Origin of the sequence: Thalassotalea hakodatensis, from assembly GCF_030295995.1 — a bacterium.
In the GTDB taxonomy this organism is placed as follows: domain Bacteria; phylum Pseudomonadota; class Gammaproteobacteria; order Enterobacterales; family Alteromonadaceae; genus Thalassotalea_C; species Thalassotalea_C hakodatensis.
This window is the reverse complement of sequence record NZ_AP027365.1, coordinates 259949-284063: the sequence shown is the minus strand read 5'-3', so window position 1 is coordinate 284063 and position 24115 is coordinate 259949. Positions and strand designations below refer to the sequence as shown.

The window sequence follows — 24115 nt, the reverse complement described above, 5'->3', positions numbered from 1 at the left end:
TCATGAAACAAATACTACAACATATGGGAAATGGTGAAACGTCAATTATTGAGGCGCCTGAACCACAAAATAAAGCTGGCCATTTAGTGATTGAATCTAGCGTAAGTTTAATTAGCGTAGGTACTGAACGTATGCTGGTTGATTTTGGCAAAGCATCACTCATTGATAAAGCTCGCCAACAACCCGATAAAGTAAAAATGGTATTAGATAAAATTCAAACCGACGGTGTATTTACCACCCTCGATGCGGTTAAATCGAAACTTGCACAGCCATTACCGCTTGGTTATTGCCACGTTGGAAATGTAAAAAGTGTCGGCGATAATATAAGTAACTTTGCCATTGGCGATAGAGTCGTCTCTAATGGGCCTCATGCAGATGTTGTGAGAGTTGCAAAACATTTATCCGCTAAAATACCTGACAACGTTGACGATGAAAGTGCAGCCTTTACCGTATTAGCATCAATTGGTTTGCAAGGAATTCGCCTAGTTAAGCCTACTTTAGGTGAACATATTGTTGTGATTGGTGCAGGATTAATCGGGCTATTAACGATTCAATTGTTAATGGCAAACGGATGCCGGGTTTTAGCCGTTGATTTTGATAACGAGAAACTTGCACTTGCCCAACAATTTGGTGCTGAAATATGTAACCCAAGTGCTGGTGAAGACCCTGTTTCATCTGGGCTAGCATTTAGCCGGCAACAAGGTGTTGATGCCGTGATTATTACCGCTAGCACATCATCAAGTGACCCTGTATCTCAAGCAGCCAATATGTCGCGAAAACGAGGGAGAATTGTGCTTGTTGGCGTGACGGGTTTAACACTAAATCGCAGTGAGTTTTACGAAAAAGAACTTAGCTTTCAAGTATCATGTTCCTACGGCCCAGGTCGTTACGATGATAATTACGAATCCCAGGGACAAGACTACCCTATAGGCTTTGTTCGCTGGACAGAACAACGCAACTTTACCGCAATATTAGATATGATGTCGCTAGGTAAGCTTAATGTTAAGCCGTTAATTAGCCATCGTTATCTTTTTGACAAGGCCCTTGATGCCTATCAAGAACTCTCTGAAAACAAATCGGCGTTAGGGATTTTATTAACGTACCCAACAGTAGAAAATAGTCCCCCAATTACACACTTAACACTTAACTCACCATCTGCAACAAAAAGTAGCGTAACAATGGGATTTATTGGTGCAGGGAATTATGCTTCTCGCGTATTAATACCGGCATTTAAAGCAGCAGATGCGTGTTTACATTCATTAGCCACATCAACCGGTATTAATAGTGTTATCCATGGCAAAAATAATGGGTTTCTACAAGCAACAACCGATACAGACGCGATGTTAAATGATGAAACAATCAATACAGTTGCTATTGTTACTCAACACAACAGCCATGCCGGATTTATCAATAAAGCTTTAGATAACAAAAAACATGTTTTTGTCGAAAAGCCTCTGGCAATTAATCAATCGCAACACGATAGCGTGATCTCACAATATAAAAAATCTGAAAAGCAATTATTGATGGTAGGCTTTAATCGCCGTTTTGCTCCGCAAATTATTAAAATGAAGCAATTATTATCAGGTATATCGGCACCTAAATCTTTTATCATCACCGTTAATGCTGGTGTTATTCCTGTAAATCACTGGACGCAAAACCCAGAAGTTGGTGGCGGTCGAATTTTAGGGGAAGCATGTCACTTCATTGATCTGATGCGCCACTTAGCTAGCAGCAAGATAGTGTCAATTCAAGCGCATAAAATGGGTAATGACACTGCGGTTGCTGTTTGTGATGATAAAGTAGCGATTATTCTCGGTTTTGAAGACGGTAGTTTCGGTACTATTCATTATTTAGCGAATGGTTCGGCATCTTTTCCAAAAGAACGTATTGAGGTATTTGTTGAAGGTAAAGTGTTGCAGCTAGATAATTTTCGTAAACTGACAGGTTACGGTTTTAAAGGCTTTAAAAAAATGCATTTATGGCAACAAGATAAAGGGCAAAAAGCGTGCGCTAAAGCCTTTGTTGATGCTATTGAAAACGGCAAACCAAGCCCTATTCCAGCAGATGAGTTATTTGAAGTATCACAAGCCACGTTAGATGTGGTTCATCTGCTTGAGAACAAGAATAAATAACAGCTCATGACCAGTCTTTTTGTGACCTACTTACGCCTTGGCATTGCTAACCTTTTTGCGGTAGCGCTTTACCGTTTCAAGGTAAAACGCGGTTATTTTGATAAAATAATGCCGGTAAAAAATCACCCGCAAACAGGTCAATATTTTACACCCATATCAGGAGAGCCAGTCTGTCCATCATTGCAGAAAGTTGACAACAAAGTATTTGGTTGGCTACCTATAGATTTAACAAATGACATCAACTGGTTATCATCAATCACCAACCATAAAACAATTACTAACAATCAAGTACACTGGAGTAAACTTAACGATTTTGATTTAAATGTGGGTGATATTAAAGCGGTTTGGGAAATGTCCCGCTTTAACTGGTTATTTGCTTTATCCATCGACTATCTCAACACACATGAACAACAATATCTAGCCCGAATCAACCACCATCTTATTAATTGGCAAGAACAAAACCCAACGAATCAAGGCGTTCATTGGAAATGTGGGCAAGAGGCTTCAATTAGACTTATGCATTTAGCAGCAAGTGCCCATCTTTTACAACAAGACTTAACCCTTGCTCCATCCCTGAAAGAAATGCTATTTGCCCATTTACAACGAATCGCGCCTACGATGAGTTATGCAATAGCACAAGATAACAATCATGGAACCAGTGAAGGTGCTGCACTTTTTATTGGCAGCGCGATGTTATTACAGCAAGCAAATATTCGTCAGAAAAAACAGCTCAAAAAGTGGTTGGCATTAGCAGTAAAAACTATTGAAAATCGTTGCGATAAATTAATAGCTGATGATGGCTGCTTTAGTCAATACTCAACAAATTACCATCGCTTAATGTTAGATAGCCTGTCACTTGTAGAGTTTTTCAGACAAAAATATCAGCTTCCTACTTTTAGTAAAAACTGTTATAAGAAATTGCAATTAGCCACATTATGGTTACAAGCAACAACTTGCCAAAAAACAGGCAAAACCCCCATATTAGGGCTTAACGACGGTGCTCAACTTCTCACTGTTACTTCATGCGATTATTTGGATTTTCGTCCATCCGTACAATGGGCATTTCAGCTTTTTTTTACACAAACATGTTACAGCATTGACGGTACCTTTAATCAGTTAGCAAGGCTTTTCCCCGCTCAACACAGTGACAAGCCTGCAGCGAGAGTCGCTCCGGCAATATTATGCAGTGATTACCACTTATTGCATAACGATGAATGGTGTATTTTTATTAGAACACCAACTGCGAAATTTAGACCCTCTCAATGTGATGCATTACACATTGATCTATGGCATAAACAATACAATATTTTCATTGGTTCTGGCAGTTACAGTTACAACTGCGAGCCTAAATGGCAAGATTATTTTCCTAGCGTCAAAGCACAAAACACTGTTAGTTTTGATAATGATGAGCAAATGCCAAAACTTTCACGCTTTCTATATACGCAATGGATTAAGGCAAACACGAGAATATATAAAAGCAATGAGCTTAACGCCAGCTATCAAAATAAAAAAGGGCATTTTCATCATAGAAAATTAGTCATAAGCAACACATGCATTACGATTGAAGATCGCCTTAAAGGCTTTAAAAAGCAAGCGACTTTACGCTGGCATATACCAAATGACAATTGGCAGCTCACAGGTAATACCTTACAAAATAAACATTTCATCGTGCGTTTTAGCAGTAATGTTAACATTGAGCAACTTGCGCTTGTTGATGGCTGGCAGTCACGCTACTATCTGAAAAAAGACCCAATTAACATCTTGGAATTAACCATTGTTGAGCCTGGGATAATAACAACGACAGTAAGCAAAGTTGAATGAAAATTCTGTATTTACACCAACATTTTTCCACGCCTAAAGGGGCAACAGGCATTCGTTCCTTTGAAATGGCAAAAGCACTTATCGCTAATGGCCACCAAGTTACCATGATTTGTGGTTCGTATAGCGGTGGCAATACAGGTTTACATAGCTCTTTTGTTAGCGGGCAACGCAGCGGTTCAGTTAACAACATCCATGTCATTGAATTTGAATTGAATTACGCTAACGCACAATCTTTCATGCAACGAAGCATTACTTTTCTAAAATTTGCCTATCAATCTATAAAAATGGTAATGAAGCAGGACTATGATCTCGTTATAGCGACTTCAACTCCACTTACCGCCGCAATTCCAGGATTGGTCGCTCGGTGGTTAAAGCGCAAAACATTTATATTTGAAGTAAGGGACTTATGGCCAGAACTACCTAAAGCTATGGGTGTTATTAAAAACCCCCTTATTTTATCTGCAATGTCATGCCTAGAATGGCTGGCTTATCGCTCAGCGCACGGCCATATAGGTTTATCTCCTGGTATTGTCAACGGTATTAAACGTCACTTACCAAATAAGAGCCACACTGTTGCACTTATACCTAATGGCTGTGACCTGAATATATTTTCACCTACAGAATCTTGGCAACCCGAAGGTATTGCTGATGATGATTTTGTCGCGGTATTTTCTGGTACTCATGGTCAAGCAAATGGGTTATCCGCGGTGATAAATGTTGCTGAAGAGTTACAAGAAAAGACAAAAAAAGTTAAATTTATACTTATAGGTCAAGGAAAGCTCAAATCAGATCTGATCGCTCAGGCGCACTATAAGAAACTAACTAATGTGATATTTATTGACCCTGTAGAAAAAGAAACACTCGCAAAGTTATTTGTACGCGCTAACGTAGGGCTACAAGTTCTTGCTAATATTCCAGCATTCTACGATGGTACATCGCCAAATAAGTTTTTTGATTATATCGCCGCTGGGTTACCTGTGATCAATAACTATCCAGGGTGGTTAGCTAAAGAAATTACCACAAAGCAATGTGGAATTGCAGTGCCTCCTGAAAACAGCAAGGCTTTTTCACAAGCCATTTTACAATTAGTCAATAATCCAGAACAGTGCAAAGCAATGTCAATAAACGCGAAACAGTTGGCAATGGAGAAATACGCGCGTGATATATTATCAACGCAATTTGTAGACTATATTGAAAAGATATTTAAAACACATGATTAAACGCCTATTAGACATTCTACTCTCAGGGTTCGCACTCATACTTTTATCGCCGCTAATCGGTTACATTGCGTGGAAAGTATCGAAAAACTTGGGTAAACCCGTGTTATTCAAACAACCAAGACCTGGACTAAATGGCAAAGTGTTTAATATGCTTAAATTTAGATCTATGCGCGATATAACTGATACAGATGGCAATGTATTATCTGACGATGCACGTTTAACAACCTTTGGTAAAAAGCTGCGCGCAAGTAGCTTAGATGAACTACCAGGTTTGTGGAATGTGTTTGTTGGTCACATGAGCTTAGTAGGACCAAGGCCGCTTTTAGTTGAATATTTACCGCTTTATTCTCCTGAACAGGCACGGAGACACCTTGTAAAACCGGGCATCACAGGTTGGGCACAAGTTAATGGTCGAAATGCTATTAGTTGGGAAGAGAAATTTTCACTTGATGTTTGGTACGTTGATCATCAATCATTATGGTTAGATATAAAAATCTTATTATTAACAGTAAAGAAGGTTTTTTCTAAAGCTGATATAAATGCCGAAGGACAAGCCACCATGAGTAAATTCAAGGGGAGTCAACATGAGTAAATTATTAATTATTGGTGCCGGTGGCCACGGTAAAGTTATTGCTGATTGCGCTGAAGCAAGTAGTCAATACTCTGACATTGCTTTTTTAGATGACACCTTTCCAGAAAGAGGCTCAAACCTTAATTGGCCTATCATTGATAAGTCATCACAATGGAAGTGCTATCAAGATGAATATGATTTTGCTTTAGCCATTGGTAATAATAAAGCACGTCTTGCAATGTATCGTGCGTTATCAAGTTCGAGCGCCAGATTACCCAATATCATTCATCCAAGCGCCGTGATAAGTAAGCATGTTAGTTTAGGTGCCGGTAATGTTATCTTTGCGAATGCGGTAATCAACCCAGGTAGCCAAATAGGTAATGCTTGTATAATCAATACTGCGGCAACCATTGATCATGACTGCCTTCTAGCAGATGCAGTGCATATATCCCCTGGCGTTCACTTAGCAGGCATAGTAAGTGTGGCTGAAGCCAGTTGGTTTGGCGTCGGCAGCTGTTCAGTACAAAACATTGAGATAGCCGAAAATACACAAGTTGGCGCAGGCGCTGCCGTCACTCAATCCACCACAGCAAATGGCCTTTATGTTGGTGTACCGGCTAAACGCATTAAAGATATTGATTAAGGAAGTCATGTGTTAAATACCACTATGTCACCGTGGCCAAGTTTCAGCCAAGAAGAAGCCGATGCCGTCTCAAAAGTCTTATTATCTAATAAGGTGAACTACTGGACAGGTAACGAAGGTCGGCTGTTTGAAAAAAAATTTGCACAATTTTCTGACAGTAAATACGCAGTGGCTGTAGCAAATGGAACGCTCGCGATTGACTTAGCTCTTCGTAGTTTAGACATTGGTCAAGGTGATGAGGTGATCGTTACCTCAAGAACCTTTATTGCATCTGTAAGTTGTATTATTAACGCTGGCGCAACACCTGTATTTGCCGATATAGATCTAGATTCGCAAAACATTACAGCTAGCACTATTCAAGCTGTGTTATCTCAGCGAACAAAAGCGATCATCTGCGTGCATTTAGCTGGGTGGCCATGTGATATGGATTCCATTATGTCATTGGCTAAAAAGCATCAGCTTTATGTAATAGAAGATTGCGCACAAGCACACGGCACTAAATATAAAGGTAAAAGTGTTGGCAGTATTGGTGATGTTGGCGCTTGGTCTTTTTGCCAAGACAAAATCATGACCACAGGTGGCGAAGGCGGTATGCTAACCACCAATAATGAAAAACTATGGCGAACTGCTTGGGCATTTAAAGATCATGGTAAATCTTATGCTGCGGTGTACGAAAAATCACACCCTCCTGGGTATCGTTGGTTACATGAGTCTTTTGGCACAAACTGGCGTTTAACTGAAATGCAATCCGCTATTGGCAGGCTACAATTAACGAAAATGCCAGAGTGGCATCGCTTAAGAACACAATATGCCCAGAAAATTCTTTCTACTTGTCGGCAATTTTCATTTTTACATGTACCCGAAATCCCCCAAGATATTGAGCACGCTTTTTATAAATGTTATGTGTTTGTAAAGCCTGATTTATTACCGAAACCATGGTCACGTGATCAGATAATTGACGCGATAAATGAGCAAGGTATACCGTGTTTTTCAGGCAGTTGCTCTGAGGTATATTTAGAGAAAGCATTTGATAATAAATCATACAAACCCAAGCAACCGTTAAAAAATGCCCAGCAACTTGGTGCCACTAGCTTAATGTTTTTAGTGCATCCAACATTAACCGCTGAAGAGATAAATAAAACTTGTCAGGTTATTGAACAAATTTGCAACAAAATTGCAGACAGTTGAAAATATCCTGTTAATATAACAAAAAGTTAACATGTTTATTGATGGAACACAGTAAGATGGCATCAAAGTGTTAATTTAAGTTTGTATACACACAGGGTTTAACCCGATGATAAGAAAAATAGATTTAATTCCAAGTTCAGCAAAGCTTTTACTTGCGCTTACTTATGATATAACCGCTTTAGGCGTAGCGTTTTTTCTTGCCTATTTATTACGATTAGGCGCGTCTAATATTTCCTTCGATTGGCCAGAATGGGCGGTATTCATTCAAGTGGGCATTGGCACCATGTTAGCCTTTTATTTCATGGGTGTTTATCGTTCTGTGGTGCGTTATTTTAACGCTCGTTCAACGCTAAAAGTGATTGGTATTCTTGGCATTTCAACCCTACTTTTTTATTTATCAGGGTTGTTTTATGACGCCTTTGTACCGCGCTCTGTGCCCATTGTATTCTTTGTACTTGCAGCCATGTTTATCGCCGGTGCTAGAGCCATTATTGGCGTGATCACCAATCACAAATTGTTTGATGAACGTGAAGCCGTAGTTATATACGGCGCAGGCAGTACTGGCCGGCAACTAGCAAATACACTATTAGCTGGTCATCAGTATCAACCGGTTGCTTTTATCGACGAAAAAAGCCGCTACCATGGTAGAGAAGTGGTTGGGTTAAACATTTTCTCATTAAACCATATTGAAAAACTAATAAAACAATACGGACAATTTAAAGTATTAATTGCTGTGTCTAATGTTGGACAAGCGCGCATGCAAGAAATTGTTGGTGCGATTGAGCCTCACGCCTTAGAACTGCTAGCGATTCCAGCAATGGCTGATATTGTTTCTGGTAAACGAAAAATAGATCAGCTTCGTGAAGTATCCATTACTGAATTATTGGGCAGAGAGCCAGTAGAGCCTATCCCTGAATTACTTAGCGCCAATATTTGCAATAAAGTGGTAATGGTCTCTGGTGCTGGTGGCTCAATCGGTAAAGAACTCTGTAGACAAATAATCCACCAACAACCCAAAAAATTAATTCTACTTGATGTCAGCGAAGCCTTTTTATACGAGATAAACCAAGAACTCACTGTCTATTTACAAGAGATAAGCAGTGATATCCCATTAATTCCTCTTATTGGAAATGTACAAAATGGCATGTTAATGAGCAGCATTTTTCACAGTGAAAAAGTACAAACTATTTATCATGCCGCCGCATATAAGCATGTGCCATTAGTTGAGCATAATGTTATGGCTGGTATTTCAAATAATGTATTAGGCACTTATGAAATCGCGCAAGCGGCAATTTACTGCGACGTTGAAACCTTCGTTTTAATATCAACAGATAAAGCTGTTAGACCAACCAATGTCATGGGAGCGACAAAGCGATTAGCAGAGTTAATTTTACAATCTCTCGCGCCACGAGATCATAATACTCGGTTTGTCATGGTACGTTTTGGCAATGTATTAGGCTCATCTGGCTCAGTAGTGCCTTTATTTAAAAAACAAATACGTGCGGGCGGTCCAATTACTATTACCCACCCTGACATTATTCGTTATTTTATGACCATACCAGAAGCTGCTCAGTTAGTGATCCAAGCAGGTGCTATGGGTGCCGGTGGTGATGTTTTTGTATTAGATATGGGTGAGCCAGTAAAAATTGTTGATTTAGCGTATAACATCACTCATTTAATGGGCTTAACTATTCAAGATGAGCAAAATCCTCACGGCGATATCCCCATCCAATATAGTGGCTTAAGACCCGGCGAAAAACTTTATGAAGAATTGCTCATTGATGATCATGCTAAACCCACACAGCATCAACGTATTTTAACGGCAAATGAGCGTTCAATTTGTTGGCCAGATGTTAATCGAATATTAAATGATATTAATGATGCAATGCGCGCTGAAGACACCGCTAAACTTCGTGAAATTTTACTTGCTGCACCGTTAGATTACACCCCTGAACTAAAAGCAGAGCAACTCGAAGGAAACTCAAATAGCCCCATGTTTAACCACCAAAATAATACCGCATCTGAGCCATTAGCTACAAAGACTAAGCAGCATTCAGTGGCAATATAATCATCAACAGAATTTGCCCTAATTGTGGTTAAGTCAATCTTGATATGGCAAAAGCAGTAAATCATCACTCTTGTTTTTTAAGTAAAATCCAGGCGTGAGCATAATCAGCATAAACTTTATTTTCTTGGTAATAGTCTTGCCAACCATAATAACTACCTTTTAACCAATCCAGTTGGAATAAGTTATCATCAAAGGCACCACCCTGATCGGCTAAAACACCGAGTTGCAACTGTTGTGTGTCATCATTAGCCACTTGAATTAAAAAAAGTTTCCCTAAACCTAACTGCTTAACGTTACCAGCAAAAGCAACATTTTTATCAATAACAATTTTATTCTCAATCGTGGTGCCATAGCCTAATACACTAGGTACTTCGGCAAAGTACCAATACCGGGATTGCTCTCGTTTACCTAAGGTATAATCATAGCTAATGCCATTGTTTCGGTGCACATTAAAGTAACGACGTTGACCGTCAACATCTACTACGCCAGTGCCTTGTAACAACACATCATGTAATGCTTCCTCTGTTAGCCATACGAGTGGCTTCGCTAGCTTTTTCTCACGTAAAACGCCAGCAATAATGTCTTGTCGTGTATAAGCAAAACGCGTTAATTCACCGCGCTTTTCTTGTGCTTGTTCTTCCGTTAGGCCTTGCTCGTCATAAGGTAAAGCATATAACGCTTGGTCATAAACCTCTGTAGCGCTTTCGCTGGCATCAAGCAGTTTCGTATAATACTTAGTCAACAAAATTTGATCTTTAGGAATATTCGTTAACAACCGTTTTTTAACCGCATTTGTACTTTTATTCGCTAAAAGATCTGCGGTTTTTTTATCTGGGATCCATTGGTAAAAGTCAAAATGATGCTTTAAAAACTGAGCATTGAGAGGCTTATTTTTTAGCTGGCAAACGAACGCTAACGTCTCTTTAACTCGTGATAAATTCGCTTGCGGTAAAACATGATTACCCGCGTGAACAGCGAATGCATCATTTGGCTGCTGCTTCATATACGTTAAAGTATTAGTAGCAACTTGGCACAGTGCATTAGCAGATACAGAGAACTCTCCGGAAAGCTTTGGTTGCTTGTCTAATATAAATTGTGCATGCGCTGTTAGAGACATACATAGCAAGATGAAAAGATACTTCAATGTTACTTTCACTTATTAAAACGGAATGACATGATGATAGCCGACAATGTTCTATAATCACGAACATTGTCAGTGGTTAATCCTTGTAACATTACTCTGCAGATAACGTTGCTTCAAGCGCAGTAATAAACTCTTTACTATCGGGCGCTACTTTCGGGCTAAACGCTTTCACTGTTTTTCCGTTAGCATCTACAAGATACTTATAAAAATTCCACTTTGGCGATGTTGATTTTTCAGTTAAATATTGGAATACATCATTAGCATCACTACCTCTTACCGGACTTGTCGATAACATAGTAAAGGTAACACCATAATTAATATAACAAACTTTAGCAGTGTCTTTTTCGTCATCTTCTTCTTGGAAAAAATCGTCAGAAGGAAAACCAATCACAACCAACCCTTGTTTTTGATACTTTTGATGAATTGCTTCAAGCTTCTTAAAGTGGGGGGTGTAACCACAATTACTCGCCGTATTCACGATAAGCACAGGCTTGCCTTGGGTTAACTCACAAAGATTAACTGATTTCGAGGAATGTAATTTTTGTTTAGTCGTTTTAAGGTAATCAGGACAACTAGCCGCTTCTACCTTGGCTTCTGTCGCATTAGCATTTACCCCAATACATAGTAAAAACACCAGAACTAAATTTTTCATCACACAACTCCATTCCAACAAACATTAACTTGCCAAACCATTTTTTATCATTGCACAGTAGCACACCGCTAACAAAGGTAAAAATAAGTATTAGCCACACAATAAGATTTATCTAAATTACGATGCTTTTTTACTAAAAGATCAAGTACAATCATATTATCTTCAATCATTTATGGAAAATTATTGTGGGATCTAAACACTTGTTAGCCGCTGCACTAATAACGGTATCGCTATCGGCCATTGCAAATAACGAAAATAAAAGTGAAGTCTATCAATATCTTGAACTAATATCTGGCACTAAAGGCATAGGGGCAAGAGAAGCAGGCACTGCCGAAGAGAAAAAAACCGCTGACTTTATTGTTAATACTTTCCGCTCCATGGGGTATCACCCCATAAAACAAACCTTCACCTTTGGCTTATTGCAAGATTCAGCCAATATCATTGTTGATAGCGCACCTGACGCTAAAAAAACTATTATATTAGCTGCGCATTACGACTCTACTGCGGCAAATAAAGGCTCATTAGGTGCGATTGATAACGGCGCGGGTGTAGCTGCTATGTTAGCGATTGCTAAAAATATTGCACAACTGAATACTCAACCAAGCATTAATATTCGTTTTATTGCCTTTGGTGCAGAAGAAAATGGCTTAAAAGGTTCAAAGCATTATGTGAAACAATTAACACAGCAACCTGAAGAACTGTCACAAGTGATCGGAATGATCAATTTTGACACCATTGCAGGAGGTGATATTACTTATGTGCACAGTGCGCATACCTCACCTTATAAATGCGCTACCGATGATATAACCTTTAATAGTGAAACCATCATTCGAGATGCATTGTTAACAGCTTCAGAAAAGAAACTAGGAAAGCAGCATAAGTATACAATTCATCCTGCTTACCCTGGCTACCCTGAAGGCGTAACAGGCGAATGGTCAGATCATGCCCCTTTTGCTTGTGCTGGTATTCCAATCGCCTACGTTGAATCAACAAATTTTACGATAAACGGTGAAGACGGCTTTGATGGTTATTCGCAAACCACACATAGCGAAACCTGGGATTGTTTTGAACAATCAACTAAAACCGCCTGTCAGCGAGAAGATGAAAAACAATGGGGTAAAATGTGGCACACAAAATTTGACCAGCTTGATACTATCAACCGCTTGTTTCCAGGTAGACTCGCGCGACAATTATCACAAAATGTTACGGTTTTAACTGAAGTTCTCAGTAAACCTGAGCTATACTTAACGCGATAAATTGCGTGCTAAACCATGAGTTTTTAACATGCCAAATACGTTTAATAACCAACATATTTGGCATCGCACGGTAAGATGAAATTATTAGCAAAACGAACATTTGAACGAATTTCATCGATAGGGACATAATTTTAACGATGTTAGCCACCATCATCGTGCTAACAATAACGAATGAGTTGTCATTAACAATGAATTTTTTTCACTTTTCTAAAGTACTCACTGGTGGGCTTTTACTACCATTAATTTTTCTTTCTTCTTCATCTCAAGCTTTTCAGGGACGCGCTGCCAATGTCAACGTAACAGAAGTAAAAAGCACAACATTATCCCCTGTGGCTTGGGTGTCAGGCTCTGTGGTAAGTAGGAATAATTCTAATATTGCTGCCAATGTATCAGGCAGATTATTACAGCTTGCCGATTTAGGTGCTGAAGTAAAACAAGGTGATGTCATTGCACAACTTGACGACAAGCCCTTAAAGCTACAGCGACAAGAAGCTAAAGCAAACGTAGAAGATGCAAAAGCAACGCTTGAGTTTCAACAGTCAGAAAGCACGCGAAAAGAGTCTCTTGTAAAACAAAAATTAATTGCACAACAATCTTTAGAAGAAACCACCGCGAGTTTCAGCCAAGCTAAAGCCCGTTTAGCGGCAGCAAAAGCCCGGTTATCGCAAATCGAACAAGACCTTGCCTATACAAAATTACGTGCCCCCTTCGATGGCATTGTTGCCAAACGCTTAAGCAACCAAGGTGAGTTTGTTAATAATGGTAATGCCATTATACAACTCGTTGAAACCGCTAATGTTGAAGCCTCGTTATTTGCTCCCTTAACCGCGTATCGTTTTTTAAAACAAAGCAGTGCTCTGGCAGTAAAATCTCCGTTAGGTGAAGGCCAAGCACCTATCAAATCACTCATTCCTGTTGCCGACTCTCGCTCACACTTGATGGAAGTTCGTTTAGATATGACCCATTTAGATTGGCCAATAGGACTAGATATAAAGGCCGCTGTTGCAACAGGCGACAGCAAAGAAACTCTTGCCGTACCACGAGATGCATTAATATTAAGACGCAATCAAACCTCTATTTTTATTGTTGATGATAATAACACCGCACGACAAGTACCTGTCACTATTGGTATCAGTCAAAACGAATTATTAGAGGTCATTGGCGATGTTAAAGCAGGTGATTTAGTGATCATTCGTGGCGCTGAACGTTTACAGCCAGGCCAAGCCGTTAACATTAAAGATAATAATCATGCACTTGTTTCAGGCACAGCCGTTGCGGAGAAATAGTCATGACATTAACCTCTGCTTCACTTAGAAACCCAACAGCTGTTGTTGTAGCTGTGTTACTGATAGCTTTATTTGGCGCCATCAGTTTATTTAAATTACCAATACAATTAACACCAGAAATTAGTCAGCCACAGATTGTTATTTCTACCAGCTGGCGAGCAGCTGCGCCAGAAGAAATAGAAGCTGAGATCATTGAGCGCCAAGAAGACGTATTAAAAGGCTTACAAGGGCTAGAGTTGCTTGAATCAAGCTCCAATCAAAGCCAAGGTAGTATTACCCTACGTTACAAAACGGGTATCAACTTAGAGCGTGCGTTAATTGATGTCATGAATGCGCTTAATCAAGTGCCCTTTTATCCGCCAGATGCTAATGAGCCTACGATTGCTGTAGGTGGCGCAAGTACTTTCGAAGCGATTGCTTGGTTTGCGGTAAAACCTACCGATGGTAATACCCGTGATATTGTCTCGTACCAAGATTATGTTGAAGAAATCATACAAACACGTTTAGAACGCGTAGAAGGTATTTCTCAAACGAATGCCTTTGGCGGCTTGCCAACAGAGTTACGCATCACTTTTGATCCCTATAAAGCGGCGAATTTAGGACTTAACATTCCAGAGATTGCCTCAACACTAACAAACAACAGTGATACATCAGGCGGTTTTAATGATATTGGCCGCCGTAAATACACATTACGCTTTTCAGGTAAGTACGGTGTAGAACAACTACAAAGTATGGTATTAGATTGGCGCGATGGCCAGCCTATCTTATTAAAAGATGTTGCTGATGTGGCATTAACGCTATCAGATCGCACCGGTATTCTCACACTTGACGGTGAACCTGCTATTGCCATGAATGCGCAAGTTGAGCAAGGCGTAAATGTTATTCAGGTCATGGATGGCTTGCAAGCTGCCATGAAAGAACTTAACGAAGGGCCATTAAAGCGAGCAAATTTAGAATTAATCCAAATGTATGATGAAACCATCTACATTGGCCGCTCAATGAGTTTGGTAAAGAACAATTTATTACTCGGTATTTTCTTAGCTGTTATCGTGTTGTGGTGGTTCTTACGTAAGTTCAGAGCAACATTAATTGTTGCTATTGCTATTCCTATCTCGTTAATTGTTACTCTTGTGGTCATGTATAGTGCAGGTCGCACATTAAACATTATTTCAATGGCAGGTTTGGCGTTTGCTGTTGGTATGGTACTTGACGCCGCAATAGTCGTACTGGAAAATATCGTACGACTGCGTGAAAAAGGGGAAGATGCGCACCAAGCGTCTTTTAAAGGCACCACCCAAGTGTGGGGAGCGTTAATGTCGTCAACGGCAACGACTGTGGCGATTTTCTTACCTATCGTTTTTTTAGAAGAAGTGTCCGGCCAACTGTTCGCAGATCTCGCTATTACTATTGCTGTGGCCATAGTAGCGTCACTCTTAATTGCCGTAACGGTATTACCCACCGCCGCACGCCGACTTCTAAAAGAAGTAAATTCTGACGACCCCCATGAGCGATGGTGGCAAAACATTACCCAAACGATCATGAACATTACTTCAACCCCCAAAAAGCGCTATGCGTGGGTGTTTGGTTTAATGTTATTTTCATTTGCTGGCAGCTACTTACTTTTCCCGAAAGTGGATTACTTACCTAAAGGTAATCAAAACTCTTTCAATGCCTTTTTACTACCACCACCTGGGCAAAGTTATGCTGCGGCTCGTGAAGAAATGAGCGATGAAATCAACCGCCGCTTAATGCCTTATTTGACCGGTGAAAAAACACCTAAAATTGAACATTCATGGCTTGGATTTTTTGGTAACTTTGGCTTTATGGGTGGGCGTGCTGCTGAATCTGATAGCATTAAAGACATCATTAACATCATCAATGGCGAAGTACTTGCTGGTTTTCCAGATACTATTGCTTTTGCTTCTCAAGAAGAGTTATTTGGCAACCTAGGCGGGGGTCGCCGTATTGATATTGATATTCAAGGCAATGAAGTAGACGAACTACTCAACGCTGCTCGTGTTGGTTTTGGTGCCGTGAGTCAAGCACTTCCCGGCGCTCAGATACAACCAACACCAGGCTTGTCATTAGCAGAGCCCGAACTTCGTATGCTACCCAATGAACGAAGAGTAGCTGAAGCGGGTTGGACACGTCAGCAAGTTGCTTCTATTTCACGAGCATTAGGCACTGGTATGTATGTGGGTGATTACTTTAATGGTCAAAAGCGTCTTGATGTTTTTCTGCGTTCTACTGACTGGGATTCTCCTGAAGAACTCGCGGGCATTCCACTATACACGCCAGAAGCAGGTATTCAGCCTGTAGGCGAATTAGTCGAAATAGTAAGAACCGCAGGGCCAAGTTCTATTCGCCGTGTTGATCGCAGACGTACCATTACTTTACAAGTAACGCCGCCAGATAACATTAGCTTGGAAGAAGCTATCGCGATGATAAAAACGAATGCTGAACCTGCAATTATGGCGCAACTGTCGCAAGATGGCGCCGTTAGCTATCGAGGTTCAGCAGAAGCTCTTACCGAAGCGCTGTCAAGCATGAGTCAAAGCTTTTTGTTGGCACTGGCAATTCTATACTTATTGATGTCAGCGCTGTTCAGATCGTTTAAAGACAGCTTATTAGTAGTACTGACCATCCCTCTTGCCACGGTTGGTGGCATTGCATTATTACAAATAACCAATCTATTTATCTTTCAGCCATTAGATTTATTAACCATGATTGGCTTTGTTATCTTACTTGGCCTCGTAGTAAACAACGCGATTTTATTAGTCTATCAAACACGTATAGGTGAAGGAGAAGGATTGTCTCGACATGATGCTGTTCAACAAGCCGTTAGATTACGTTTACGACCAATATTAATGAGCACACTCACGAGTATATGTGGCATGTTACCATTGCTGATGATCCCCGGCGCTGGTGCAGAACTTTATCGAGGTATAGCTGCGGTTATTGTTGGTGGAATGTGTGTAAGCACCGTCTTCACGCTTATATTCTTGCCAAGCTTATTACAAATGGGTAAAGCAAGTGAAACTCAATTAGCACCAGAGCTAGGTGCTGTGAGTAAATAACCGCTTTAATAAACACGGTGTTGTATAAGCTTCAATCTGGGTTAATTGCTGTTCAGCATGTTTCAAAAAAGTCGCCTTTTGTGGCGACTTTTTTGCTTTTGCAATAAACCAAAGCGCGTTGATTAATGCACAATAAGGGATGTATGTATTAACAAGCTGTGAAGACAATCTTTTACCCGAGCATTGCTGATATGTTTGTAGCATTGTAGAAACCGCGTTGTCATTTAATTGGTTGATCGCAATGCACATAGCAATATCAAACTCAGCATCGGTAAAAATACTACACTCGAAATCAATCAACCAATGTCTGTCAGTATCATCGACTAATACATTGCTAAAGTTAGCATCTCCATGGCAAATCACCGGCGTAATGCTACGTTCAATAGCAGGTAGTTGCGCTATAACATGATTAACATCATTTAAATGTGCAGAGTTAAAATGACAATCAGCTTTTAATGAGGATAATAGTGCCAAGATATCAAAAGGCTCTACCATGTTACTAGCAGGCAATTGATGCAACTGAGCTACCAAGGAAACCGTTTGCTCTACTGCTGATGATAACTGTGATGGTTGCTTTAATAATATGCTTTGCAGGGTTTCCCCTTGAACAAAGTCAGTGACAAGGTACTCTTCAGATGAATAGATCACCATAGGTGCAAGGCCATATTGCATTGCAAGTCTGGCAATTGCAACTTCACCTCTAGCTGCTTGCTCTGCACCGCTAAACCATTTTACAAAGTATTGAGCAGTTACTTGTTGCTGAGGATCAAAGGTAGTTACTTTTACGTTATTACTGCTTAAACCTTGGTCGAGAAAGTCAATATCGCATGAAAGCGAGGCAAAACAGCTTAACTGTTTAATATCAGCGAGCACTTCCTTTTTATCGATATCAACATTCTTCATCGTTAACGTGAAGAAGGTATAGAGTCACGCTCAAGAGCGTTATCATTCATATTCATACGCTTAGACCATTGAATGTAACCATAAATAGCCATGAAGACATACAATACAAAAAGTACCGCTGTTGGCGTTAATTGTTTTTCGATATATAAATAAATGGATACCGCATCAATCGCAATCCAATAAATCCAATTTTCTAATACTTTTTTTGCCACCAAGTAGGTCGCAAATACCGCAAACACCGTGGTAGCCGCATCAATATACGGAAAATGCGTGGGTGTATAGTTTGCCATCACCCAGCCAACCAATAAAGATAACGCACTTAACAGCACAATCGCTTTTGCATGCCAACTCATTGGCCATTGTTGAATGGCCAGCGCTTTCTTACCCACCACGTTGTTCCAACAATACCAACCGTAAATGGCCATCGCAAAGTAATACACTTGTAATAGGCCGTCCATCCATAAGTACACATCATAAAATATTACGGTGTAAATTACGGTACTTATTAATGCAGCTGGCCAGCACCAAATATTTTCTTTAGCCGCAAGTACCACGTACAATAACGCGGTAAATACGGCAATTAATTCCCAAAAAGGTAAGGTGGTGTAATACTCAACAATGGCTTGCATTAGCTTTCTGCTTCCACTTGTGAACGATCGCCGCCAATAAATTTACAAACAAATACTGCAGCGTCTACCGTTTCATGCACATGTTTAATTTCAGTCATTACCGTTTGTACGGCTAAATCGTACTCACCAAAGACCTGAGTGCTCATACCATTGGTTACAACCTTTAAACCATCAACAACTCTTAATTTATGAATAAAAGCCCATATTTCAGGTTTAAACTTTTCTTGTGCTAATGGATAAAGACTAATTTCAATTGAAATATCCATAAAGTCTCCTTCTATAGGTTATCGTGTTTAAAATTGGTAATCTAAGGTTACACCAAATACAGCGGGTTCACCGAGTTGATAATATGCTTTTGGCGTATAACCGTCACGTGGATCATTCCCAAAATAAAAGCCACGTGTTTCGTAGGTTTTATCGAATACATTACGCACGCATAGTTTTGCTTGCCAATTTGGCTGTACATAACGAATTGCACCGTGCAATAACGCAACATTCTGTGATTTTTGATCATGGCTATCAGAAAAATAGAAACTGTCTTTGCCATCAACGCTCACATTGACATGCCATTGTTCACTAGGATAATAATTAACGCCGAAGCTAAACTGATAATTTGGCGCATGCGCTTGTTCTCGACCTGTTTCAATGCTGCCATCTTCATATGAAAAGCCTTGATATTCAGTTTCTAGTAAACCCGCACTACCATAAATATTCACGGTATCTAATACATCCCACGAGAACTCTACTTCTACACCGTAGTTTTTGCCGCTGGCTGCATTCGTCCAATAACTGATAAACTCTGAGCTACCGTCATTTCGTTCATCTAAGTGATAGCTGCTGATCTGAATATCATCGCGATCCATGTAAAAGACTGCAGTACGCACAAAAGCTTTGTCATTTAAAAATGACGTTTTATAGCCAAGTTCGTAATTCCATAAAAATTCTGGTTCAAAACTACGCAAATGTTCTGACAAGCTACCATCGCTATTCACACTACCTGCTTTAAAACCACGATTAATGGATGCATAAGTCATAGACCTTGAATCAATTTGATAAGCAAGTACTAACTTACCACCTAACACTGAATCACTTGGAGAAAAAGCAACATTGTCGCTATTATGATATTGGGTTTTACGCTGTTCAAAGCGTAAACCAGAGGTAAGTGACCACTTATCGTTTAATTGACTGTCTAATTGTCCATATACGGCATAGTTATCAGCGTCGAAACTTGAGGTAAAATCACTAGTTAAGTAGGTGTATTCTCGGGTTAATGCTTCTTGATCATTTTTTACGTATAAACCAAACACCCAATCTGAATGGCCGAATAGCTTTGCACTGTCTTTTGATACAAAACGTATTTCGGCGGTGGTGTTTTCTCGTTCACGGAAGTAATAATCCTTAGATACATATGACCCAGGATGAATATCAGCATAGCTCCAATCTTCGTCAAATCCATATGCTAAATCAGAATTTGCATGAGTGACAATCGTTAACATATCCATGTTATCAAAACCACTGTATGTAAACTTACTGCTCACTGCGCGTGTTTTTTGTTGATCAAAACCTGGTTCATCAGACAACGTGGTACGATTATTATCCAATGAAAACGCATCATAGCCATTGTCAAAATCTGCATACAGTACAGTTAAGTCAACTTGTAAGTTATCTGTTGCAGTAATCGCTAACTTACCTCGTAAGGTCAATTCATCACGGTTATTTGTGTCATCAACACCTAAATATTGATTCTCCATGTATCCATCACTGATATTCTTTTCAGCCACAAATCGATAATTAACCGAATCTGAAGCCGGGCCTGATAACATTAAAGATGTACCGTATGTACCATAGTTACCGATACTTGCGCGTACCGCACCTTCAAAATCGTCGCTCGGCGCGTTAGATGTCATATAAATTAGACCTGCAAGCGCGTTTGCACCAAATCTTGTCCCTTGTGGGCCACGGAAAAACTCTACTTGTTCCATATCAAAGGTAGATGAAATACTGGCAATACCTGCTAAATCAATATCATCAACCAACACACCTACTGACTGGTTTATCGGCTCTTTAAATTGACTTCGTTCACCAATACCACGAATTTGATAATAACGTGCTCGTTGAGAGCCACTCGCAAAATTAACGTTCGCTACGGCACCAATAATATCTTCTAGGTTTTGTGCATGACGATTACTGATGTCTTGTGTTGATAAAATAGATAACGAAGCGGGCGTTTTCTGTAAATTTCTCGCTCGGTAGTCCCCATGAACTGTCAACACTTCAACATCTGAAACTTGGTTTTCTGACAATTGATTTTCAATTTTTTGCTCACTAGCAATAGCGCTATGGGCAAAAACTAAGGAGGTAATAGCAAGTGATATTTGTGATAACTTCATTCAACTCTCGACTTAGCCGGATAAGGAAGAAGCAATTGAGATGAAATATACAGCAGAGTGCATAAAGGTCATTCAATTAACCATCCCTACATCGGCATTATCCGCATCAGGTAATAAGGGTAAATTCTCTCAGCAAATGCTCGTAAAAGCATTGCACCCCTTGGCTTGGCGGCGATACTAACAAGTTATAACAAAAAGTACAGTATTAAATAGTCACTTCGACATAGGTAAAGTTATATAACGCTGTAATCAACTGATTTTACTCTACTAAAAAAGGTGGTGTTTTTTTATTATCAGTAGGGAAGTAGAATCGGGCTGGCGGTGGTAACAAAACGCTAAGGTGCACACGATATAATCCTGTGCACCTTATGTGTAACTACATTTGACTACGTAACTTAGAAATATCACGTTGAACATCTGCATTTTTCACGGCGATATTATCTAAAACTAATTTAGCTTTATCGTGATCACCCTTGCGAATTAACACTTCAGCATAAGCTAATTGAGTTTTAACATCAGTGCTGCCAGCATTTACCGCTTGCTTCAAAATGTCTTCGCTTTTCTCATCTTGTAACGCATGTAATATAACGCCATACGTTTCCAAAACGGGTAAGTAATCAGACTTAACGTCATACGCTTTTGAAATATATTGCTTCGCTTTAGCTAGATTATTTTGCGTATAATGGGCCCACGCCAGATTATTTAAGATAATTAAATTATCTGGTGATTCTTGCAAAGCCAATTCATATTGATCGATTTTCTTATCAGCGCTGTTTTCAGTATATAAACTCGCTAATAACATGCGCATTTTCACATTTGGCTCTGTTGCTAAATGTTTTTCAAGCACGGTTTCTGCTTCTTTCTGTTTACCGGTAAATCGTAACGCCCTCGCTAAATAGATTGCATTTTGCGCACTATTTTCTAACGAATAGGCTTCAGAAAAGTGTTCCACCGCCGCTTCATAATCTTTCTCAAGTACTGCTACTTGCCCGGCAATGGCATTAATAAACGGGTGTTCAACACCTTTATCGGCTAGTTTAGTTAAATATTTTTTACTGCCTCGTTCATTTTTGTTACGTGCCTCATAATAAGCAATCAACATTTCTATTCTTGTATTGCCAGGAAACACTTGATAAGCATCTTCTGCCGCTTGTAAGGCAAGATCAAACGATTGCTCTATTTCTAAGACGCCTATATAGCGTAAATGCAAGATAAAGTTCTTTGGAAACTGTTCAATTGCTTTAGAAAACGTAGCTTTCGCAGCAGATAAGTTCTTATTTTGAAGATAACTATCACCTAATATGATCCAATAAGCATCGGGTAAATCATCTCTGTTTTCAATATTCGTTAACGTTTCAATGGCTTTTGGTAAATCATTATTAAGGCGATAATTTTGCGCTAATCCTAACATTAAATTAATGTTGTCTTTTTCTTCTGTTATTAGCCTTTCTAAAAAAGTGATCGATTCAGCAGAGTTGTTTTGCCCTTGTTGCAATAAACTATATCGGTTCAGCCCTCCTAAGTGACTAGGAGACAATACGATTAACTTTTCGTATAACGTTTTTGCTTTAGCAACATCGTCTTTTTCATTTAACCTTGCAAGGTTGTATAACGCGGAAATATTCTCTGGTTCTAACGTTAATACTGTTTCGAAGTCTTCTTTAGCGTCATTAGTAGCGCCTTTTTTAGTATTAATAATACCTTGCAGTAAATGACCTGTTGATTTTTTATCGGTACTTGCGATCCATTCCGTTGCAATTGATTGTGCTTTTTCAACTTGATCAAAACGTAAATATTGTAAAGCTAATGAAAATTCAACATCGGCTAATGATGGATCTATGCTCAAAGCTTGCTCTAAAGAGCTTAACCCTGAAACATCTTGCTGAGATAACAACATTGCCCCTTTCTGTGCTGCCACATTCGCATTTTCAGGATCTAGTTGTTGGGCTTTTTCTAATAAATCTTTAGCGGTATTAAAATCATTAGAATCAACCAGAGCGGCACTTGTTTCTTGTAAAAAAGCGACATCAGCCTCCGTTAAACCTTCCATTAAATTAAAGGTTTCGGCCGCTTCATCGGTATATCCTAACTTCACACGTACAATTGCTAATAATTTTTGTACGGGATGTGTTAACGGCAATGCGTCTTCTACCATTTTTAAGTTGGCATATGACTGTTCAATTTCATTTAATTGATAAGCGCTCACCCCAGCAATCATACGCGCCACTGCAAATTCTAAACTACCTTTGTTCGCCTCTTCAGCATGAAATAAAGCATCACGATAGTTTTGCTTATGATATTCGATTTGAGATTTATATTGATGTGCCAACGATAAACTTTTGAAACGTGACATCACTTTATCTAATAGCGGCTCAGCTTCGGTAAATTTTTCAGCGTGTAATAATGAATTAATTTGAAAAAGTAAAACGGGATAATCTTCTGGAACCATTTTTACGTGCTTAGCAAAAGTATCATTAGCGTCTGAGAAGTTCTTTTGGGCAAAGTAAGTATGACCTAATATAACCAGTGCTTCCGCATCTTTTGGCGACTTTTCTAATAATGCTTTGGTGATTTGTTCACTTTCAGCATATGATTTTTCTACATAAGATAAGTACGCCTTTGATAGCTGACCAAAACGACTTTCTGGTGCGATAGAGATTGCTTGGCCTAGTAAGTCTTGGCCAGTCGCTAAATCGTTTTCATCTAAAGCCGCAGTGCCCGCATAATAAAGCACCCCTTGATAGGTTTCATCACTCATGTTGCTGTTATTGTCGATAAGTAATTGCAACCCGGTATGATCTTCTAGCTTACCTCTGGCAAGTGCTAAGTTCACCACCACACTGTCATCACTTGCCCCAAGTTCGAGTGCTCTTTCTAATTCCTTTTCAGCATTAGCGTATGCACCTTGTTTAACGTAGGCTAGGCCTAAGTGCGTTCTGGCCGCAACACTTTTAGGCTCGACCCTTACCGCGTTTTTAAATTGTACAATAGCCTCAGCAGTATTTGCGTTCTCAATCGATTTTTCACCCATCTGGATGTATTCTTGCGAAGATTTATCACCGCATGCTGATAAACCTAGTGCAACTGCTACCGCAATAGAAAGTGTTAATTTTTTATTATTATTCATGATCGTTC

17 protein-coding genes and 1 riboswitch are annotated in these 24115 nt (G+C 39.6%); of the genes, 10 read left to right on the top strand and 7 right to left on the bottom strand.

All coding sequences use genetic code 11. From position 1 onward, the window contains the following. Nucleotides 1–2: 2 nt before the first annotated feature. From QUE72_RS01165 to QUE72_RS01135, 7 genes are all read left to right on the top strand, one after another. A complete protein-coding gene (locus QUE72_RS01165) occupies nucleotides 3–2132 on the top strand; it encodes a bi-domain-containing oxidoreductase (RefSeq protein WP_286271016.1) in 2130 nt (709 codons plus the stop codon). A gap of 6 nt (nucleotides 2133–2138) precedes the next feature. Further along, nucleotides 2139–3953, top strand: coding sequence for a heparinase II/III domain-containing protein (locus QUE72_RS01160; protein ID WP_286271015.1), 1815 nt, complete (start codon nucleotides 2139–2141; stop codon nucleotides 3951–3953). Then, a complete protein-coding gene (locus QUE72_RS01155; protein WP_286271014.1) occupies nucleotides 3950–5173 on the top strand; it encodes a glycosyltransferase family 4 protein in 1224 nt (407 codons plus the stop codon). The genes QUE72_RS01160 and QUE72_RS01155 overlap by 4 nt, the downstream gene beginning before the upstream one ends. After that, nucleotides 5166–5765 carry a sugar transferase gene (locus QUE72_RS01150; protein ID WP_286271013.1) on the top strand — a complete coding sequence of 200 codons (600 nt, stop codon included), beginning with the start codon at nucleotides 5166–5168 and terminating at the stop codon, nucleotides 5763–5765. The genes QUE72_RS01155 and QUE72_RS01150 overlap by 8 nt, the downstream gene beginning before the upstream one ends. Then, nucleotides 5758–6387 carry an acetyltransferase gene (locus tag QUE72_RS01145; protein ID WP_286271012.1) on the top strand — a complete coding sequence of 210 codons (630 nt, stop codon included), beginning with the start codon at nucleotides 5758–5760 and terminating at the stop codon, nucleotides 6385–6387. The genes QUE72_RS01150 and QUE72_RS01145 overlap by 8 nt, the downstream gene beginning before the upstream one ends. A 9-nt stretch (nucleotides 6388–6396) precedes the next feature. Beyond that, the gene (locus QUE72_RS01140) at nucleotides 6397–7575 is read left to right on the top strand and encodes a DegT/DnrJ/EryC1/StrS family aminotransferase (protein WP_286271011.1); all 1179 of its coding nucleotides are present in this window, start codon (nucleotides 6397–6399) and stop codon (nucleotides 7573–7575) included. A 106-nt stretch (nucleotides 7576–7681) separates the two neighbouring features. Further along, nucleotides 7682–9643 (top strand): polysaccharide biosynthesis protein, encoded by a 1962-nt coding sequence (locus tag QUE72_RS01135; protein ID WP_074497726.1) that lies wholly within the window; start codon nucleotides 7682–7684, stop codon nucleotides 9641–9643. Between the two features lie 64 nt (nucleotides 9644–9707). Here QUE72_RS01135 and QUE72_RS01130 read toward each other — a convergent pair whose 3' ends face one another. Next, nucleotides 9708–10760, bottom strand: a complete 1053-nt coding sequence (locus QUE72_RS01130) for an MltA domain-containing protein (RefSeq protein ID WP_286271008.1) — start codon at nucleotides 10758–10760, stop codon at nucleotides 9708–9710. A gap of 118 nt (nucleotides 10761–10878) precedes the next feature. Then, the gene (locus QUE72_RS01125) at nucleotides 10879–11439 is read right to left on the bottom strand and encodes a glutathione peroxidase (protein ID WP_074497721.1); all 561 of its coding nucleotides are present in this window, start codon (nucleotides 11437–11439) and stop codon (nucleotides 10879–10881) included. A 185-nt stretch (nucleotides 11440–11624) separates the two neighbouring features. Between QUE72_RS01125 and QUE72_RS01120 the strand changes: the two genes are divergently transcribed. The 3 genes from QUE72_RS01120 to QUE72_RS01110 all read left to right on the top strand — a co-directional run bounded on the left by QUE72_RS01120 (nucleotide 11625) and on the right by QUE72_RS01110 (nucleotide 17058). Further along, nucleotides 11625–12695 carry a M28 family metallopeptidase gene (locus QUE72_RS01120; protein ID WP_286271007.1) on the top strand — a complete coding sequence of 357 codons (1071 nt, stop codon included), beginning with the start codon at nucleotides 11625–11627 and terminating at the stop codon, nucleotides 12693–12695. A 137-nt stretch (nucleotides 12696–12832) separates the two neighbouring features. After that, nucleotides 12833–13981 carry an efflux RND transporter periplasmic adaptor subunit gene (locus QUE72_RS01115; RefSeq protein WP_286271006.1) on the top strand — a complete coding sequence of 383 codons (1149 nt, stop codon included), beginning with the start codon at nucleotides 12833–12835 and terminating at the stop codon, nucleotides 13979–13981. A 2-nt stretch (nucleotides 13982–13983) separates the two neighbouring features. Beyond that, nucleotides 13984–17058 carry an efflux RND transporter permease subunit gene (locus QUE72_RS01110; RefSeq protein ID WP_286271004.1) on the top strand — a complete coding sequence of 1025 codons (3075 nt, stop codon included), beginning with the start codon at nucleotides 13984–13986 and terminating at the stop codon, nucleotides 17056–17058. Here QUE72_RS01110 and QUE72_RS01105 read toward each other — a convergent pair. The 5 genes from QUE72_RS01105 to prsT all read right to left on the bottom strand — a co-directional run bounded on the left by QUE72_RS01105 (nucleotide 17038) and on the right by prsT (nucleotide 24107). Further along, nucleotides 17038–17961, bottom strand: a complete 924-nt coding sequence (locus QUE72_RS01105) for a phosphotransferase (protein WP_286271003.1) — start codon at nucleotides 17959–17961, stop codon at nucleotides 17038–17040. The genes QUE72_RS01110 and QUE72_RS01105 overlap by 21 nt on opposite strands. Nucleotides 17962–17963: 2 nt before the next feature. Then, a complete protein-coding gene (gene pnuC, locus QUE72_RS01100; RefSeq protein ID WP_286271002.1) occupies nucleotides 17964–18590 on the bottom strand; it encodes a nicotinamide riboside transporter PnuC in 627 nt (208 codons plus the stop codon). Further along, nucleotides 18590–18856, bottom strand: coding sequence for a hypothetical protein (locus QUE72_RS01095; RefSeq protein ID WP_286271000.1), 267 nt, complete (start codon nucleotides 18854–18856; stop codon nucleotides 18590–18592). The genes pnuC and QUE72_RS01095 overlap by 1 nt, the downstream gene beginning before the upstream one ends. A gap of 27 nt (nucleotides 18857–18883) precedes the next feature. After that, complete coding sequence (locus QUE72_RS01090; protein WP_286270999.1) at nucleotides 18884–20980, bottom strand: TonB-dependent receptor; 2097 nt, start codon at nucleotides 20978–20980, stop codon at nucleotides 18884–18886. Nucleotides 20981–21046: 66 nt separating this feature from the next. Next, nucleotides 21047–21151: riboswitch (TPP riboswitch) on the bottom strand. Nucleotides 21152–21356: 205 nt separating this feature from the next. Further along, a complete protein-coding gene (gene prsT, locus QUE72_RS01085; RefSeq protein ID WP_074497701.1) occupies nucleotides 21357–24107 on the bottom strand; it encodes an XrtA/PEP-CTERM system TPR-repeat protein PrsT in 2751 nt (916 codons plus the stop codon). Nucleotides 24108–24115 lie beyond the last annotated feature (8 nt).

Coding starts and splice junctions, on each gene's coding strand:
- QUE72_RS01165 (WP_286271016.1), top strand. CDS start 3: ATGAAACAAATACTACAACATATGGGAAATGGTGAAACGTCAATTATT.
- QUE72_RS01160 (WP_286271015.1), top strand. CDS start 2,139: ATGACCAGTCTTTTTGTGACCTACTTACGCCTTGGCATTGCTAACCTT.
- QUE72_RS01155 (WP_286271014.1), top strand. CDS start 3,950: ATGAAAATTCTGTATTTACACCAACATTTTTCCACGCCTAAAGGGGCA.
- QUE72_RS01150 (WP_286271013.1), top strand. CDS start 5,166: ATGATTAAACGCCTATTAGACATTCTACTCTCAGGGTTCGCACTCATA.
- QUE72_RS01145 (WP_286271012.1), top strand. CDS start 5,758: ATGAGTAAATTATTAATTATTGGTGCCGGTGGCCACGGTAAAGTTATT.
- QUE72_RS01135 (WP_074497726.1), top strand. CDS start 7,682: ATGATAAGAAAAATAGATTTAATTCCAAGTTCAGCAAAGCTTTTACTT.
- QUE72_RS01130 (WP_286271008.1), bottom strand. CDS start 10,760: ATGTCTCTAACAGCGCATGCACAATTTATATTAGACAAGCAACCAAAG.
- QUE72_RS01125 (WP_074497721.1), bottom strand. CDS start 11,439: ATGAAAAATTTAGTTCTGGTGTTTTTACTATGTATTGGGGTAAATGCT.
- QUE72_RS01115 (WP_286271006.1), top strand. CDS start 12,833: ATGTTAGCCACCATCATCGTGCTAACAATAACGAATGAGTTGTCATTA.
- QUE72_RS01110 (WP_286271004.1), top strand. CDS start 13,984: ATGACATTAACCTCTGCTTCACTTAGAAACCCAACAGCTGTTGTTGTA.
- QUE72_RS01105 (WP_286271003.1), bottom strand. CDS start 17,961: ATGAAGAATGTTGATATCGATAAAAAGGAAGTGCTCGCTGATATTAAA.
- pnuC (WP_286271002.1), bottom strand. CDS start 18,590: ATGCAAGCCATTGTTGAGTATTACACCACCTTACCTTTTTGGGAATTA.
- QUE72_RS01095 (WP_286271000.1), bottom strand. CDS start 18,856: ATGGATATTTCAATTGAAATTAGTCTTTATCCATTAGCACAAGAAAAG.
- QUE72_RS01090 (WP_286270999.1), bottom strand. CDS start 20,980: ATGAAGTTATCACAAATATCACTTGCTATTACCTCCTTAGTTTTTGCC.
- prsT (WP_074497701.1), bottom strand. CDS start 24,107: ATGAATAATAATAAAAAATTAACACTTTCTATTGCGGTAGCAGTTGCA.